General features: G+C 58.6%; 14 protein-coding genes. 7 read left to right on the top strand and 7 right to left on the bottom strand.

The genetic code is table 11. The features are described 5' to 3' along the window. Positions 1 to 2: 2 nt before the first annotated feature. The 3 genes from GNG27_RS12320 to GNG27_RS12310 form a co-directional block, all read right to left on the bottom strand. On the bottom strand, positions 3 to 986 hold the full coding sequence (locus tag GNG27_RS12320) for a DUF1852 domain-containing protein (protein WP_142489603.1): 984 nt from the start codon (positions 984 to 986) through the stop codon (positions 3 to 5). Between the two features lie 162 nt (positions 987 to 1148). Then, complete coding sequence (locus tag GNG27_RS12315) at positions 1149 to 1919, bottom strand: hypothetical protein (RefSeq protein ID WP_142489602.1); 771 nt, start codon at positions 1917 to 1919, stop codon at positions 1149 to 1151. Position 1920: 1 nt separating this feature from the next. After that, a complete protein-coding gene (locus tag GNG27_RS12310) occupies positions 1921 to 2118 on the bottom strand; it encodes a hypothetical protein (protein WP_142489601.1) in 198 nt (65 codons plus the stop codon). Between the two features lie 174 nt (positions 2119 to 2292). On the opposite strand from GNG27_RS12310, the gene GNG27_RS12305 reads away from it, so the two are divergent. Continuing rightward, on the top strand, positions 2293 to 3666 hold the full coding sequence (locus tag GNG27_RS12305) for an FAD-binding oxidoreductase (protein ID WP_156263866.1): 1374 nt from the start codon (positions 2293 to 2295) through the stop codon (positions 3664 to 3666). A gap of 68 nt (positions 3667 to 3734) precedes the next feature. On the opposite strand, the gene GNG27_RS12300 is transcribed toward GNG27_RS12305, so the two are convergent. Next, a complete protein-coding gene (locus tag GNG27_RS12300; protein ID WP_142489599.1) occupies positions 3735 to 4058 on the bottom strand; it encodes a hypothetical protein in 324 nt (107 codons plus the stop codon). A 230-nt stretch (positions 4059 to 4288) separates the two neighbouring features. Here GNG27_RS12300 and GNG27_RS12295 point away from each other — a divergent pair, with 230 nt between their 5' ends. From GNG27_RS12295 to GNG27_RS12280, 4 genes are all read left to right on the top strand, one after another. Beyond that, entirely contained in the window at positions 4289 to 4564 is a 276-nt protein-coding gene (locus tag GNG27_RS12295; protein ID WP_032610935.1) for a metal/formaldehyde-sensitive transcriptional repressor, read from the top strand. Between the two features lie 29 nt (positions 4565 to 4593). Then, positions 4594 to 5712, top strand: a complete 1119-nt coding sequence (locus GNG27_RS12290) for an S-(hydroxymethyl)glutathione dehydrogenase/class III alcohol dehydrogenase (protein ID WP_156263865.1) — start codon at positions 4594 to 4596, stop codon at positions 5710 to 5712. A 175-nt stretch (positions 5713 to 5887) separates the two neighbouring features. After that, positions 5888 to 7579 (top strand): methyl-accepting chemotaxis protein, encoded by a 1692-nt coding sequence (locus tag GNG27_RS12285; RefSeq protein ID WP_156263864.1) that lies wholly within the window; start codon positions 5888 to 5890, stop codon positions 7577 to 7579. A 206-nt stretch (positions 7580 to 7785) separates the two neighbouring features. Continuing rightward, on the top strand, positions 7786 to 8238 hold the full coding sequence (locus tag GNG27_RS12280) for an energy transducer TonB (RefSeq protein ID WP_156263863.1): 453 nt from the start codon (positions 7786 to 7788) through the stop codon (positions 8236 to 8238). A gap of 41 nt (positions 8239 to 8279) precedes the next feature. Here the strand turns inward: GNG27_RS12280 and GNG27_RS12275 are convergent, their stop codons facing one another. Together GNG27_RS12275 and GNG27_RS12270 are read right to left on the bottom strand one after the other, a co-directional pair. Continuing rightward, positions 8280 to 10658 (bottom strand): glucose/quinate/shikimate family membrane-bound PQQ-dependent dehydrogenase, encoded by a 2379-nt coding sequence (locus GNG27_RS12275; protein WP_156263862.1) that lies wholly within the window; start codon positions 10656 to 10658, stop codon positions 8280 to 8282. A 280-nt stretch (positions 10659 to 10938) separates the two neighbouring features. Beyond that, on the bottom strand, positions 10939 to 11862 hold the full coding sequence (locus GNG27_RS12270) for a LysR substrate-binding domain-containing protein (RefSeq protein WP_142489594.1): 924 nt from the start codon (positions 11860 to 11862) through the stop codon (positions 10939 to 10941). Between the two features lie 274 nt (positions 11863 to 12136). On the opposite strand from GNG27_RS12270, the gene GNG27_RS12265 reads away from it, so the two are divergent. Both GNG27_RS12265 and GNG27_RS12260 read left to right on the top strand, forming a co-directional pair. Continuing rightward, positions 12137 to 13480, top strand: a complete 1344-nt coding sequence (locus tag GNG27_RS12265) for a VOC family protein (protein ID WP_156263861.1) — start codon at positions 12137 to 12139, stop codon at positions 13478 to 13480. A gap of 42 nt (positions 13481 to 13522) precedes the next feature. Further along, the gene (locus GNG27_RS12260; protein WP_156263860.1) at positions 13523 to 15031 is read left to right on the top strand and encodes a carboxylesterase/lipase family protein; all 1509 of its coding nucleotides are present in this window, start codon (positions 13523 to 13525) and stop codon (positions 15029 to 15031) included. Here GNG27_RS12260 and GNG27_RS12255 read toward each other — a convergent pair. Then, the gene (locus tag GNG27_RS12255) at positions 15018 to 15860 is read right to left on the bottom strand and encodes a LysR family transcriptional regulator (RefSeq protein WP_142489591.1); all 843 of its coding nucleotides are present in this window, start codon (positions 15858 to 15860) and stop codon (positions 15018 to 15020) included. The two genes, GNG27_RS12260 and GNG27_RS12255, sit on opposite strands and share 14 nt — an antisense overlap. Between the last annotated feature and the right edge of the window lie 8 nt (positions 15861 to 15868).

Genomic DNA, 15868 nt, shown 5'->3' with positions numbered 1-15868 from the left:
AATCAACGCGCGTACTGAGCAGACCATTGCTCAAGAATATTCTTGTACGGTTTGATGAAGTGTTTCTCAGTAAACTTTCCCTGCTCAATCGCTAACTGGCTACGCTCTTCGCGATCGTAAACAATTTTGGTCAAGGAGTGATCCTGGTTCGTCAGGCTGGGTTGATAGTGTTGCCCGGCGACCGAGTTAGCGTTGTAAATCTCAGGACGGTAGATTTTCTGGAACGTCTCCATCGTACTGATGGTGCCGATCAGCTCAATAAAGCTGTAGTCGCTCAGTAAATCGCCGATGAAATAAAACGCCAGCGGCGCTGCGCTGTTTGGCGGCATAAAATAGCGAACCTGCAGGCCCATTTTTTTGAAGTACGCTTCCGTCAATGACGAACCCTGCTGCTGGTATTCGAAGCCTAAAACCGGATGTTCATTCCCGATGCGCTGGTAGACATTTTTATTGGATACGCTGAGGCAGATCACCGGCGGCTTGTTAAAGTTCTGCTGGTACTCTTCAGAGTTCACAAAATGTTTGAAGATATTGCCGTGTAACGCGCCAAAATCCTGCGGAATGCTGAACTCCGCCTGATGTTTATTGTGATCCGGCAGCAATACGCTGAAATCATAATCCCGCACGTAAGAAGAGAAGTTATTCCCGACAATACCTTCGATGCGCTCGTTGGTATGTTTATCAACTATATTGGTTTTCAATATTTCAATGGCCGGGAAGGTGAAGCGGCTATCTTCCGCATCAATATTCATCTCGACAGAGATAATATCCAGCTCAACGGAATAACGATCGCCTTTGGGGTTATCCCAGTGCGCTAAGGCGTTGAATCGGTTGTCGATCATGACTAACGTATTACGCAGGTTCTGCTGGCGATTATCGCCGCGGGCCAGATTGGCAAAGTTGGTGGTAATACGCGTGTTTTCTGAGGGATTATAATTCTCATCGAAACGACTGCGCTTAATCGTAAAGGTGAAGTCTTTATTCATCGTTATCTCACTTCCTGAGCTCTGGCATAAGGACTGAAGCTATCTCATTTCAGTCTTTATGTTGCTGATACGTTAATGCATCTTTTATGCCAGAGCCCCGGAACGAGTGAAAGCGACTAAATTTCACTACAACATGAGCCATCTTCATGATCGGCGAACCGATCAGTCACTTTTCTCCGAACGCTGCTCCAGATCCAGCGCGCTGGCGCTGGCGGGATCGAAGAGTGAAAGACTTTCAATTTGATCCAGCATAATCACCTTGCGGAAGGCCATTGCGCTTCTGGGCTGTGAATCGAGGGTAATATCATGTTCGGCATACCACTTGCTGTAGTTATGCTCAATGCACAGATTCAGCGTCGTACCGTCACGATAGCCGCTGAGCATCGGGATCAGCACGATATTGGCGGTCTTTTCATATTCGAGGGTCGCGGTATGGATCATGCCGACATAAATTCGCCGCGACTTCAGGGTCACCAGCGCCAGTTCGCCTTCCTCCATACACTGGTAAAGCAGCTGTTCGATACCGCTGGATTGCGACAGGCGCTTATAAAGCTGTTTCCGGCCTTCGCCGTCCAGCCTGGCGCTGCCTGCCCAGTTAGAGCGATAGAGACAAAACAGGATGGCAAAGGCCAGCATCACCACCACCGGCGCCTGGATGCCCAGAAAGCTCCAGTTCATAAAATCCACTTGCCAGTTGGCGTTGTCCTGGGCGGTTAAGTGGAACGTATTGGCAGCATACGAAAGCCCGAGCAGCAGCAACCAGAGCAGGCCGGTGGCGATCACGCCCTGCAATACAAAGATACAGCCGTACAGCGCGACCAGAAAATAGACGTCCCAGCCGAAGGAGCGCTTAATTTTAAACCGGGTGGAGAGGTCACGACTGGTGTACCAGTATCCGCTCACCATCAGCACCATAAATATCGCCGTTCCCATATCAGGCCCTCTTCAGCGCGTTAACATGGCGCAGAAAGTCCTGTCGCACCTCTTTGCTTTTGTAATTGACCGAGGCGTTACCGTCCTGATCGATAATAATGCGGTCCCCGTCCTCGACGGCTTCAATAATTTCCTGCTGACTCATCACCTGCAGTAACGACTCCGGGCTGGAGAAGATCGACATAACCAGACGTCTCATCGCGTGGCATCCTTATAAACAAAAAGGTTAAGTCTGGTCGATCCGCGCAGGCGCTGCCTTAAGGTTATGCTGAAAATGTTTAGCTTAGGGCCACACAGGGGAGGGTGAATTAACCTGCCAGGGTGCATAAAACCCACCATAATTAGTAGGGTTAAACAACGCCAGGTGACAATCATGAAGGACAATATTGACGAGTTTAAAACGCACTTCCAGGGGGAAGTGCTTCTTCCGGACGATGCCGGCTACGACGAGGTGCGCCAGATCTGGAACGCCATGATCGACCGCAAACCCGCGTTAATCGCACGCTGTACGTCAACGGAAGATGTGATGCAGGCCATCCAGTTTGGCCGCACGCACAATCTGCTCATTTCGATCCGCGGGGGCGGGCATAACATCGCCGGCAACGCCGTCTGCGACGACGGTCTGATGATCGACCTCTCGCTGATGAAGGACGTTCAGGTAGACGTGACTACCCGTACCGCCAGCGTCGGACCCGGCTGCACCCTTGCCGACTTTGATCGGGTGGTGCAGGCTCATGGTCTCGCCACGCCGCTGGGCATCAATTCGACCACCGGGGTGGCCGGCCTGACGCTTGGGGGCGGGTTCGGCTGGCTGAGTAGGAAGTACGGGATGACCATCGATAACCTGCTCTCGGCCGAAGTCATTACGGCAGACGGTCGGCAGCTGAACGCCAGCGAATCGGAAAATGCGGATCTCTTTTGGGGGCTGCGCGGGGGCGGCGGCAACTTCGGGGTGGTGACGCGCTTTGATTTTCAGCTCCATCCCGTCGGGCCGGAGGTGCTGAGCGGGCTGATCGTCTTCCCGTTTGAGCAGGCCAAATCGGTGATCTCGCAGTTTGCCCGCTTCACCGAGACTATGCCGGAGGAGCTCAACGTCTGGATGGTGACGCGCAAGGCGCCGCCGCTGCCGTTCCTGCCCGCAGAGGTTCACGGCAGGGAGATGATCGCGCTGGCCCTGTGCTATGTGGGCGATCCGGAAGAGGGTGAGAGGATTATCGCGCCGCTGCGCGAGTTCGGTACGGTGCTGGGCGAGCACGTCGGCGTGCAGCCTTATACCGCCTGGCAGCAGGCCTTCGATCCGCTGCTGGCGAAAGGGGCGCGCAACTACTGGAAGTCGCACAACTTCGCGCAAATCAGCGACGGCGTGATCGATGCCATCATCGAATACGCGGCCAGGCTACCGTCCCCGCACTGTGAAATATTCATCGGAACCATTGGCGGTCAGACGACCCGCGTCGCGCCCGAAGCCATGGCCTACTCCAGCCGTGACGCGAACTACGTGATGAACGTACACGGGCGCTGGGAAACCGCCGCCGAGGATGAGCGCTGCATCGCCTGGGCGCGAGAGTTCTTCGCCAGATCGCAGCCGTTTGCCAGCAGCGGGGCCTACATCAACTTCCTCACCCAGGAGGAGACCGACCGCATCGCCTTTGCATACGGGGCTACCTGGAACCGGCTGGTGGAGCTGAAGAGTAAGTACGATCCGACAAATCTGTTCCGGATGAATCAGAATATTAAGCCGGTATGAGGTTGGTCAGGACGAAGCAGGTAAGCCAGTCCGCAGCTAGTCGGACTGGCGTTTAGCATTAACAGGGATCAGTTCTCTTCAGATTCATTTTCCGCGTCGTTATCGCCACCAAAACTGAGCAGTTCGGAGACTTTCATATTGCCGATCTCCTCGGCTTTCTGCTTAACGCTGTCGATTTGCTTGTTCGTCTCTTCCGATAGCCCAGAGGCGAGGGCACTCTGTTTAGCTTTTTCCATTTCGCTGTTCACGGAGTTGGTTAACGCCTCTACCGAGGCATTGGCCTCCTGGGTCGTCTCTTCAACTTTGGATTTCGCTTCCTGCGAGAGCTCCATATCACAGCCCGCGAGGAGAACGCTTCCCGCAAGAAGGAGTGCAGGGGTAAGTTTGATCATAGTGGTGCAGGCCTTTTTCATTATCCGGACGTTTCGCAACGTCGTCGTGGTGGTATTTGCCAACATGATGACATGCCGCTTTGATATTTATTCGAGCGATAAAGTAAGAAAGCGCAAAGTTGGGTAAGCCAGGGGGACGCCACCTTTACCGGGCTGCGCAGATATCACGGTTTACATCGCTGTAGCAGATCGCATACCATACCCCCCTACAGTATCCAGGAGCCCCTTCCATGCCACATTCACCTGAAGATAAAAAACGTGTCCTGACGCGCGTGCGCCGCATTCGCGGGCAGGTCGATGCCCTGGAGCGGGCGCTCGAGTCCGGCGAACCCTGTCTCGCCATCCTGCAGCAGATCGCCGCGGTGCGCGGGGCGGCTAACGGGTTGATGGGCGAGATGGTTGAAATTCACCTCAAAGATGAGCTGGTGACGGGCGAAACCACCGCCGATCAGCGGGCCGTCAGAATGGCAGAAGTCGGTCATTTGCTGCGCTCTTATCTAAAATAAAAACCTGACATCACTAAAAGGAAAGCAAGATGAAATCACGTGCTGCTGTTGCATTTGGCCCAGGCCAGCCGCTGAAAATTGTTGAGATTGATGTGGCACCGCCAAAGAAAGGTGAAGTGCTGGTCAAAATCACCCATACCGGCGTGTGCCACACCGATGCGTTCACCCTCTCCGGTGACGATCCGGAAGGCGTTTTCCCGGCGGTGCTCGGCCATGAAGGCGGCGGCGTGGTGGTGGAAGTCGGTGAGGGCGTCACCAGCCTGCAGCCGGGCGATCACGTCATCCCGCTGTACACCGCAGAGTGTCGCGAGTGTAAGTTCTGTAAATCCGGCAAGACCAACCTCTGCCAGGCGGTTCGCGCCACCCAGGGCAAAGGCCTGATGCCGGATGGCACCACCCGTTTCTCTTACAACGGTGAGCCGATCTATCACTACATGGGCACCAGCACCTTCAGCGAATACACCGTCTGCGCCGAAATCTCGCTGGCGAAAGTGAACCCGCAGGCGCCGCTGGATAAAGTCTGTCTGCTGGGCTGCGGCGTCACCACCGGCATTGGCGCAGTACACAACACCGCGAAAGTGAAAGAGGGCGATACCGTAGCGGTCTTCGGTCTGGGCGGGATCGGTCTGGCGGTTATCCAGGGTGCGGTGCAGGCGAAAGCCGGACGTATTCTGGCAGTGGACACTAACCCGGAGAAATTCAAGCTGGCCGGGGAAATGGGCGCGACCGATTTCATCAACCCGAACGACTACGACAAGCCGGTGCAGGACGTGATCGTTGAACTCACCGACGGCGGGGTCGACTTCAGCTTTGAATGTATCGGGAATGTCAACGTGATGCGCGCGGCGCTCGAGTGCTGTCATAAGGGCTGGGGCGAGAGCGTGATCATCGGCGTAGCCGGGGCCGGGCAGGAGATCAAAACTCGTCCGTTCCAGCTGGTGACCGGTCGCGTCTGGCGTGGTTCCGCCTTTGGCGGCGTCAAAGGCCGCACCCAGCTGCCGGGCATGGTAGAGGACGCAATGGCGGGCAAAATTCAGCTCGACCCGTTCATTACCCATCGCCTGCCGCTGGAGCAGATCAACGAAGCCTTCGATCTGATGCACGAAGGCAAATCCATTCGCACCGTTATCCATTTCGGCGATAACTAACAGACCCTCTCTCTCCCGCTGCGCCTTTACGGGCAGCGGGACGACATTTCTTTAAAAATCATTGCGAAAGTGTGACCAGTGTTGCGATTTTAGGCGTAATCAAATTCAGTGTAGTGCCGATGACTATTTTACAGGCGTGTTCCCACGCATCTTACCTATGAGAGAGTCAACGGCTATGGACAAAACAACAACAGTTCGGGCGCAACATAAGCTGGGCTTCCTGCATCACATCAGGCTGCTTCCGCTTATCTCCTCGATTTTGGGTGGTATTATTTTGCTGTTTGCCCTGAGCGCCGGGCTGGCAGGCTATTTTTTACTGCAGGCAGACAAAGATCAGCAGGATGTCACCGCTGAAATTCAGGTGCGTACCGGATTATCAAACAGTTCTAACCACCTGCGTACGGCGCGTATCAACATGATCCACGCGGGTGCCGCCAGCCGTATCGCGGAAATGGACGCGATGAAAAAGAACATCGCGGAAGCCGAACAGCGTATCAAACAGTCTCAGGACAGCTTTGCCATTTACATGAACCGCGGCGTTCGTACTCCGGCGGATGAAGCGCTGGATGGCGAGCTGAAATCGAACTATCAGGCCTATATCGACGGCATGCAGCCGATGCTGAAATATGCCAAAAACGGCATGTTCGAAGCCATCATCAACCATGAAAATGAATCGGCGCGCCCGCTGGATGACGCCTATAACGAGGTGTTGCTGAAGGCGATCAAGATCCGCACCGACCGCGCCAATATGCTGACCGAACAGGCGCATACCCGCACCCAGCTGGGGCTGATGTTTATGATCGGCGCCTTTGGTCTGGCGCTGGTGCTGACGGTGATCACCTTTATCGTGCTGCGTCGCACGGTGATTAACCCGCTGCAGCGCGCGGCGAACCGTATTGCCCATATCGCTAAAGGCGACCTGACCCTGGCTGAGGACCTGACCGGGCGCAGTGAAATTGGCCGCCTGACCCACGACCTGCAAACCATGCAGCGTTCGCTGGTGGGCACCGTAGGCACCGTGCGTCAGGGTGCGGAAGAGATCTATCGCGGAACCAGCGAAATCTCCGCCGGCAACACCGATCTCTCATCACGTACCGAGCAGCAGGCCGCCGCCATTGAGCAGACAGCTGCCAGCATGGAACAGCTGACCGCCACCGTGAAGCAGAACGCCGATAACGCGCATCACGCCAGCAAACTGGCGGAAGATGCCTCCGGTAAAGCCAGCCGTGGCGGCCAGATGGTCTCCGGCGTGGTGAAAACCATGGGCAATATCTCCAGCAGCTCGAAGAAAATCTCTGAAATTACCGCGGTGATCAACAGCATCGCCTTCCAGACTAACATCCTGGCGCTGAACGCCGCGGTGGAAGCTGCCCGTGCCGGTGAGCAGGGGCGTGGATTTGCCGTGGTCGCCAGCGAAGTCCGTACCCTGGCCAGCCGCAGCGCCAACGCCGCGAAAGAGATTGAAGGGCTGATCAACGAATCGGTGTCGCTCATTGACCAGGGTTCCGGTGAAGTGGTGGCCGCCGGTAATACCATGAACGAGATCGTGGAAGCGGTTAAACGCGTCACCGATATCATGCTGGAGATCGCAGCCGCCTCCGACGAGCAGAGCCGTGGCATTGTGCAGGTCAGCCAGGCGATCTCGGAGATGGATAAAGTCACCCAGCAGAACGCCTCGCTGGTGGAAGAAGCCTCTGCGGCGGCGGCCTCGCTGGAAGATCAGGCTGCCCGCCTGACCGAAGCGGTTGGCACCTTCCGTCTGCACGGTATGACCCAGGCCCGCAGCAGCAGTAAAGCGGCACCGATTACGCCTGCCGCGCCGCTGCGCCCGGCGGTAGCCGATGGTGATAACTGGGAAACCTTCTGATTTGCTAACCCTGCCCGGTGGCGGCTACGCCTTACCGGGCCTACGAAACCTGGCACCATGTGGGTTTTCGTAGGCCGGGTAAGCGCAGCGCCACCCGGCAATAGAGGGGCACCCTTGCCGCCGGGCAAAAAGGGTTCATGTTTCGACATGAACCCTTTTTTTATTCCCCGCTATGATGGTTGTAAGGGCTGAAGAGGAACAAGACGATGAAACGATTTACGCAGGTGGTTTGCGCCGCATGGCTGCTGGCCGGGTGTGCTTCCGGCGGCAGCGTGGGGATTGGCGGCGTGGGAATAGGCGGGGGCGGTGGCAGCGGCGGCGTAGGGGTTGGACTCTCTTTTCCGGTGGGCGGCAGCACCTCGACCGCGGACAACGGGCTGGCGGACTGCGAGGGTGATGTCTACCGCGTGCAGCCCCGCTATCCAGAGCAGGCCGCGGCGCAGAACTACTCCGGCAGGGTGACAGCGTCGTTTAACGTCAAGCTGAACGGGCGGGCGGCGGACTACGAGGCGGCGGGAGATAAACCCTTCTTCGACGAGACGAAGCGGGCGGTGATGCGCAGCTGTTGGCCAGCCGGCGTCAGACAGAGTTGGGTCGTGAACTACCAGAACGGCAAAACGGCGACCTGGGTCCAGAACGCCCTGTCAGGCACGCCATAAAGATAAAAAAAACCGGCCACACGAGGTGGCCGGCTGGAGCATTACTGCTTATCAGGCAAGGCGTACGCGATGATGTAATCCCCGCGATCCGGTGACTGACGTGCGCCACCCGCATTGATGATGATGTACTGCTTCCCGGTTTTCGGTGACACGTAGGTCATCGGCCCGGACTGACTGCCCACCGGCAGACGGTCTTTCCAGATCTCTTTTCCGTTGGCGGTATCGAACGCGCGCAGGTAGAAATCCTGCGTACCGGCGAAGAACAGCAGGCCGGACTGGGTAGAGAGCGATGCGCCCAGGGTCGGCATGCCGATTGGGATTGGCATATGCATGCGGATCCCCAGCGGACCGGTATCTTCCACGGTACCTACCGGCACCTGCCACACCAGTTTGCCGGACTTCAGATCCACGGCAGACATGGTGCCGAACGGCGGTTTCTGGCACGGAATGCCCAGCGGGGACAGGAAACGCTCGCGCATCGCGCCGAACGGCGTACCGTCCATCGGCACGATCCCCATCTCAATCCCGCTGGCGTTTTTGGCCACATTGGCGCGCGGCACCATGTAGTTCGCCAGCCCCAGGCGCATATCGTTAACAAACATCAGGCTGTTGTTCGGATCCACCGAGACGCTGCCCCAGTTCATCCCGCCCAGCGAGCCCGGGAACTGCAGGGAGCGATCCAGACCCGGTGGGGTATAGACGCCCTGATGGCGCATCTCTTTAAACTGGATGCGGCACAGCAGCAGGTCAACCGGCGTCGCGCCCCACATATCCGATTCGTGCAGGGTCTGGTTGCCGATCATCGGCATGCCGACCGAGTACGGCTGGGTAGGGGAGTAACGCTCGCCCTCGACATTCCCGGCAGGCACCGGACGCTCTTCCACTTTCGCGACCGGCTCGCCGGTTTCGCGGTTGAGCATAAAGATCATGCCCTGCTTGCTGGTCTGCACCAGCACCGGAGTGGTATCGCCTTTATCATCCGGCAGATCGTACAGCAGCGGCTGAGACGGCAGGTCGAAGTCCCACAGGTCGTGGTGGGTGGTCTGGAAATGCCAGCGTACCTGGCCGGTAGCGGCATCCACCGCCACAATTGAGGAGCTGTATTTATCGTCCAGTTCGGTACGTTCGCCCGCGTAGAAGTCCGGGGTGGCGTTACCGGTCGGGAGATAGATCAGGTTCAGCTTCGCGTCATAGGACATGGCTGACCAGACGTTCGGCGTCCCGCGGGTATAGGTCTGGCCTTCCGGCGGCAGGCCGGTCAGGTTCGGGTTGCCCGGATCCCAGGCCCAGGCCAGTTTACCGGTGTGGACGTCATACGCCCGGACCACGCCCGGGGGTTCGCCGGTGGAAAAGTTATCAGCCACGCGTCCGCCCACAACCACCACATTACCCGCTACCAGCGGAGTGGAGGTTTGCTGATAGTAGCCCGGCTTGATCTCACCCATGCCTACGCCAAGGTCAACCACGCCGTGGTCGCCAAAGTCTTCGCACAGCTGGCCGTTGTCGGCGTTGAGCGCAATCAGACGAGCATCGGTGGTCGGCAGGAACAGACGGCGCGCACAGGCGGCAGGCTGCGTTTCTTTCGGTGACGTTGTCACGTTAGAGGTATCTTCGAAATAGCCCAGGCCACGGCAGCGCTGCCAGTTTGGCGCGGTGGCTTTCGAATCATAACGCCACTTCTCTTTCCCGGAGTCCACGTCCAGCGCCAGCACCTTGCTGTACGGGGTACAGACAAACAGCGTGTCGCCAATCTGTAGCGGGGTGTTCTGGTCTTCCGCGCCGGAGCCGTTGCTCTGCGGAATGTCGCCGGTATGGGCAACCCAGGCCACCTTCAAATCGTTAACGTTCTGCTTGTTAATCTGATCCAGCGCGGCAAAACGGTCGCCGTGGGTGGTGTTACCCCAGTGCGCCCAGTTCTTCTGCTGCTGCCCCGCAGGCACCGGTTTAACCGGGACGGGTTCGTTAGCGGCCACCAGGGTTTGCGGCTTAAACATCCAGCCGAAGCTCACCAGCATCACTACGGCCAGGACGGCAGCAATACCGAACGCCGGGGCTTTATTGACCGGCCGATCCGCGCCACGCAGGTAAGGCCAGACGATGGCGGCCAGGAATGCCAGCACCGCAAAGGTGAACAGGCGCGAGAACAGCGGCCAGAAATCCCAGCCTGCGTCACTGACGGCCCAGATCGCCGAGGCGATAAACGCCACCGCGTAGAGGATAATGCCGCTGGTGCGATGACGCGCAATGAGGAACGCGGCGATCAGCATCACCACGCCCATGATCAGGAAGTACCAGCTTCCCCCTACGGTGGCGAGCTTAAAGCCCAGCCCACCGACGGCCAGTCCGATGAGTGCCATCAGACCGACCAGCAGCCACAGCAGGATCCGGGGGAACCCACGTAGCGAATTACCTATAGCCATTTCTGTCTCCTGAAATAATCTTGTCTTCACTGGACAGGCAGAACCAGACCTGAACCAAATGGGTAACAGAAGAGAAGATTCATGATGAAAAAGTCGCGCATGACGCCGTTATAGCGTCAGAGAAATCACCGCTGCGTTATTTGAATGAACCATTTGGTGAAATCGGCGGGTATGATAAATCTGTTAAATTGTTTAGCGCAATTGTTAATGAATGATTTCGCATTATTTGAGTAACAGAAACAAAAAGCCCGTCAGCAAGACGGGCGTAGGGGAAGTGTGATCACACCGGCATGGATTTACGAATCGCGCTGAGGAGCGTTTGCGTGGCAGTGGAGAGCGGGGCTTCCACGCGGGTTAATACCCCAATAGGTTCGCCGGGGCTGGAGGTTGTTACCGGCAGCGCCACCAGCGTGCCCTGGCGCAGATCTTCTTTCACCGCGCCGGAAGGGACAAACCAGACATAGTCATAATCGACGGTCAGCTGGCGCGACAGGGAGGCCGAAAGGGTTTCGATACAGCCCGACGGCAGTTTGCACCCCTGGGTTTGCAGCAGCGTTTCCGCGGTCTGGCGCGGAACGGTGCCTTTCGGGGAGACCACCACCGGCCACTCCATCACCCGGCTGAGGGTCACGGTATCGTTAAGGATCGGGTGACGCGGGCGCACCACCAGCTTCAGGGATTCCAGGAACAGCAGTTCGTAGTTGAGACCGCTCATCAGCTCCGGGTCCGACATTCTGCCGATACCAATATCCAGCTCTCCGGATTTCAGCCCCGCCAGCAGCATGGTGTTATTCATGGTGGCGACCTGCAGCGTGATGTTGCGCTGCTGCTTGTGGAACTGGCCAATGACCGCAGGGAGGATGCCCAGCGCCGCGGTAGGAAGCGCACCGATGCGCACCACATCTCCCGGCACGTCGTTGCGCCGCGTCAGGGACTGGCCCGCCGTATTCAGGGCATCGAGCACTTTAATGGCGTGGGTCAGGAATTGCTCTCCCACCAGCGTTAGCTGTGCACCCAGTCGTCCCCGGTCGAACAGGCGGGTGCCGGTCAGCTGTTCCAGCTCATTCAGCGTTTTTGAGAGCGCAGGCTGGCTCAGGTTGAGAGTTTCAGCCGCACGCCCCAGCGTTCCCTGTTGAGCGACGGCCACAAAAGTGTGCAGATGGCGCAGACGAATGCGCTGACTAAACAAACCATTTTTTTCCATAGGCGATGTTAAAAACAGAGGTAGCGGAGTGACAAGTAAAGTTGTTTAATTTTGATAACCTGCTAGCAAAATATTATTAACATTCAATCTAATTGAGTAACAAGCAATTTTTGGTTCTGCCCGTAAATAGTTGTGCAGACGCCTGAATCGCTTCACATCGCCGCTAGTCAGGAAATGAGCACCTCTCCACCTGGATCACAATTCGTAAATTCTTCCAGACGGCCTTAATGGCCTTCTCTACACTCCAGATAATATTCACTGGAGGCATTAAATCATGGCGAACAACATCACGGCTGATGATATTCGGGAGAACTTTTCACAGGCGATGTCGGCAATGTATCAACAGGAAGTTCCGCAATACGGGACGCTGCTGGAGCTGGTCGCAGATGTGAATCTGGCGGTACTGGAAAATAACCCGAAGCTGCATGAACAACTGGCCAACGCGGATGAACTGGCTCGCCTCAACCTCGAACGCCACGGGGCGATCCGTGTCGGTACGGCCCTGGAGCTGGCCACCCTGCGGCGGATGTTCGCCATTATGGGCATGTTCCCGGTCAGCTATTACGACCTCTCTCAGGCCGGGGTGCCGGTCCACTCGACCGCGTTTCGTCCGGTTGACGATGCCGCTCTGTGCCGCAATCCGTTTCGGATCTTCACCTCGCTGCTGCGCCTCGATCTGATTGATAACGTCGCCCTGCGCGAACAGGCGGCGGCGATCCTTGCCCGGCGCAATATCTTCACCCCCCGCTGTCTGGAGCTGATTGCCCTGCACGAAGCGGAAGGGGCGTTCACCCCGGCGCAGGCCGAGGAGTTTGTCCAGCAGGCGCTGGAGACCTTCCGCTGGCATCGTCATGCCACGGTCGATCATGAAACTTACCAGGCGCTGCACAACGAACACCGGCTGATTGCCGACGTGGTCTGCTTCCCGGGCTGTCATATCAACCACCTGACGCCGCGCACGCTGGATATCGACCGGGTACAGTCCCTGATGCCGGAGTACGGTATTGAGCCGAAGATGCTGATTGAAGGGCCGCCGCGCCGGGAGATGCCGCTCCTGCTGCGTCAGACCAGCTTTAAGGCGCTGGAGGAACCGATTTTGTTTGCGGGCGAACATCGGGGAACCCATACCGCCCGCTTCGGTGAGATCGAGCAGCGCGGCGTGGCCTTAACCCCGAAAGGGCGTGAACTCTACGATCGCCTGCTTAACGAAGCCGGAACGGGCAAGGACAACCTGACTCATCAGCTGCATCTGCAGGAGGTATTCCAGGCCTTTCCCGACAGCGATATTTTCCTGCGCCGTCAGGGGCTGGCGTGGTTCCGCTATCGCCTGACCCCGGCCGGGGAGGCGCACCGTCACTCCTTTGGCCCCGGTGACGATCCGCAGCCGCTGATTGAGCGCGGCTGGGTGGTGGCGCAGCCTATTACCTATGAAGATTTCCTCCCGGTAAGCGCCGCCGGGATCTTCCAGTCGAACCTCGGTAACGAGACGCAGGCCCGCACCCACGGCAACGCCAGCCGCGATGCCTTCGAGGAGGCGCTGGGCTGCCCGGTGCTGGATGAGTTCACCCTCTATCGCGAGGCGGAAGAACGCAGCAAGCGGCGTTGCGGTTTGCTCTGAAAACGGTACTCTGCGGGGATGTGATTGCAACCTGAGGTCAGTATGGAAAACGACTCATCCCCGATAATCACCACGCGCCAGGGGGCGCTGGGCGGCATCACGGATGGCGATGTGCAGGTCTGGCGCGCCATTCCCTACGCCGCGCCGCCGGTGGGCGCCCTGCGCTGGCGTTCGCCGCAGCCGGTTGAGCGCTGGCAGGGCGTGCGTCAGGCCACCGCTTTTTCGCCGTCGAGCTGGCAGAGCAGCGAGTACTGCCAGCAGCTGGGCGGGGGCGATCCGGGGCGTTTCTCGGAAGATTGCCTCTACCTGAACGTCTGGGCCCCGGTTCAACGCCCGGCGCCGCTGCCGGTGATGGTCTGGCTGCACGGGGGCGGCTTCACTATCGGCGCAGGCGGGCTGCCGCCCTATGACGGGAAGGCGCTGGCGCAGCGCGGCGCGATCCTCGTGACCCTGAACTACCGGCTGGGCCATCTGGGCTTTTTTGCCCATCCGGCGCTGGCAGGGGAAGAGGAGCGGGTGGTGCATAACTTTGCTCTGCTCGATCAGATTGCCGCCCTGGAGTGGGTGCGGGACAACATCGCGCAGTTTGGCGGTGACCCGAACAACATCACCCTGTTTGGTGAATCCGCCGGGGCGCGCAGCGTGCTGTCACTGCTGGCCTCGCCGCTGGCATTAGGGCTGTTTCATAAGGCGATTATCCAGAGCGGGTATACCCTGCCGGACACGCCCCGGGAGCAGGCGCTCAAAAAAGGCAAGGCGCTGGCGGCCCATTTTGGGCTGGAAGATGCCACCGCAGAGCAGCTGCGGGCGATCCCGCCCGAGGCGCTCTGGCCGCTGACGGCCCCGCTTAACGTCGCCCCTGCGCCGATCAATGGGGATTGCGTCCTGCCGGAGCCGATGCTGGAGGTCTTTTTTGCCGCTCGTCAGCATCCGGTGCCGATCATGGTCGGCTCCAACAGCGACGAAGCCAGCGTGATGGCGGTGTTTGGTATCGATCTCGCAGGGCAGATCCAGAAGCTGCGCCGGGAGCGGCGGCTGGGACTGGGGTTGATCAAGCTGCTCTATCCCGGCATCAAAGACGATACTGAACTCGGGCGTCAGGTGTGCCGCGATATGGCCTTCACCACCCTGGGGTTTGTGGTGATGCAGGCCCAGCGTCGGGTGGGGCAGCCGTGCTGGCGCTACTGGTTCGACTATGTGGCCGAAGCCGAGCATGCCACCTATATCAACGGGGCGTGGCATGGCAACGAGGTGCCGTACGTGTTTGATACGCTCACTCTGGCCGAGCCCGCCCGGCGCTACGTGAATGACAACGACCTGGCCTTCTCAGCCCAGGTTGCCGATTACTGGGTCAACTTCGCCCGCCATGCCAGCCAGCAGTGCGACGCGTTGGATGGCCCGACGCGCTGGCCTGCCTGTCACCACGGGCGGGACGTGTTGCTACGCATCGGAGTGAATAAACATGCGGGATTTAAGCTTGAAAACCGCTTTATGCGCGCCCGCATGGCGCTGTTTAAACGGGTGATGAAGCACCACGTCAGCCTGGATTGAGTAGACACTCGCGAAAGGCGGCCAGCCCGGCCGCTTTGCCGCGCGACTCCCGCAGCACCAGCCGGTAGCTGGCGCCGGTCCTGACGCTGCTGGCGTAAGGCCGCACCAGCCGCCCGGCGCGAATATCCTCCGCCACCAGCGTCTCGTCGGCAATGGCAACCCCGAGCCCCTGAATGGCGGCGGTGATCGCCAGATCCATGGTGTCGAAGTGTTGATTTTTGTGCATGACAGGCGGCGAAGTGGTCTGTTTTTCCAGCCACAGCGACCAGTCGGTCTTATCCCGCGTCGGATGCAGAAAGGTAAGCGACTCCAGCGCCGGGCCCTGGCGCAGAGGGCTGACCACCGGGGTTAACGCCTCTTCAAACAGCAGATCCCCGGCGCTGAGCTGGGTGCCAAAGACAATGGCGGCATCATAGGATTCGGTTTTGAAATTAACGCTGTGCTCGTTGGTGGTAGTCAGGGCAATCTGTAACTCGGGCTGTTCGCGCTCCACCTGCAGCAGCCGCGGCACCAGCCAGCGCATGGCGCAGGTGGGAACCTTCAGACGCACCACGGTTTGCTGGGCGCGGGCCTGATCCGCCACCGTCAGAAAGTGCTCCCAGGAGGCGCGCAGATCCGGCAGCAGGGCGCTGCCCTGGGGGGAGAGGCGCAGCCCGCGGGCGTGACGTTCAAAGAGCGGAAAACCGAACCAGCTTTCAAGAGCGGCGATTTTGCGGCTCACCGCCCCCTGGGTGAGGCAGAGCTCTTTTGCGGCATGGGTCAGATTCAGATGCCGCGCGGTGATAATAAAAGCCTCAACGGCGGTAAGCGGGAACGAGCGACGCGACACAGAACCTC

The organism is Leclercia sp. 119287, from assembly GCF_009734485.1.
Taxonomy (GTDB): domain Bacteria; phylum Pseudomonadota; class Gammaproteobacteria; order Enterobacterales; family Enterobacteriaceae; genus Enterobacter; species Enterobacter adecarboxylatus_C.
The sequence above is the reverse complement of the archived record's forward strand: the minus strand, read 5'-3'. Positions and strand labels throughout refer to the sequence as shown.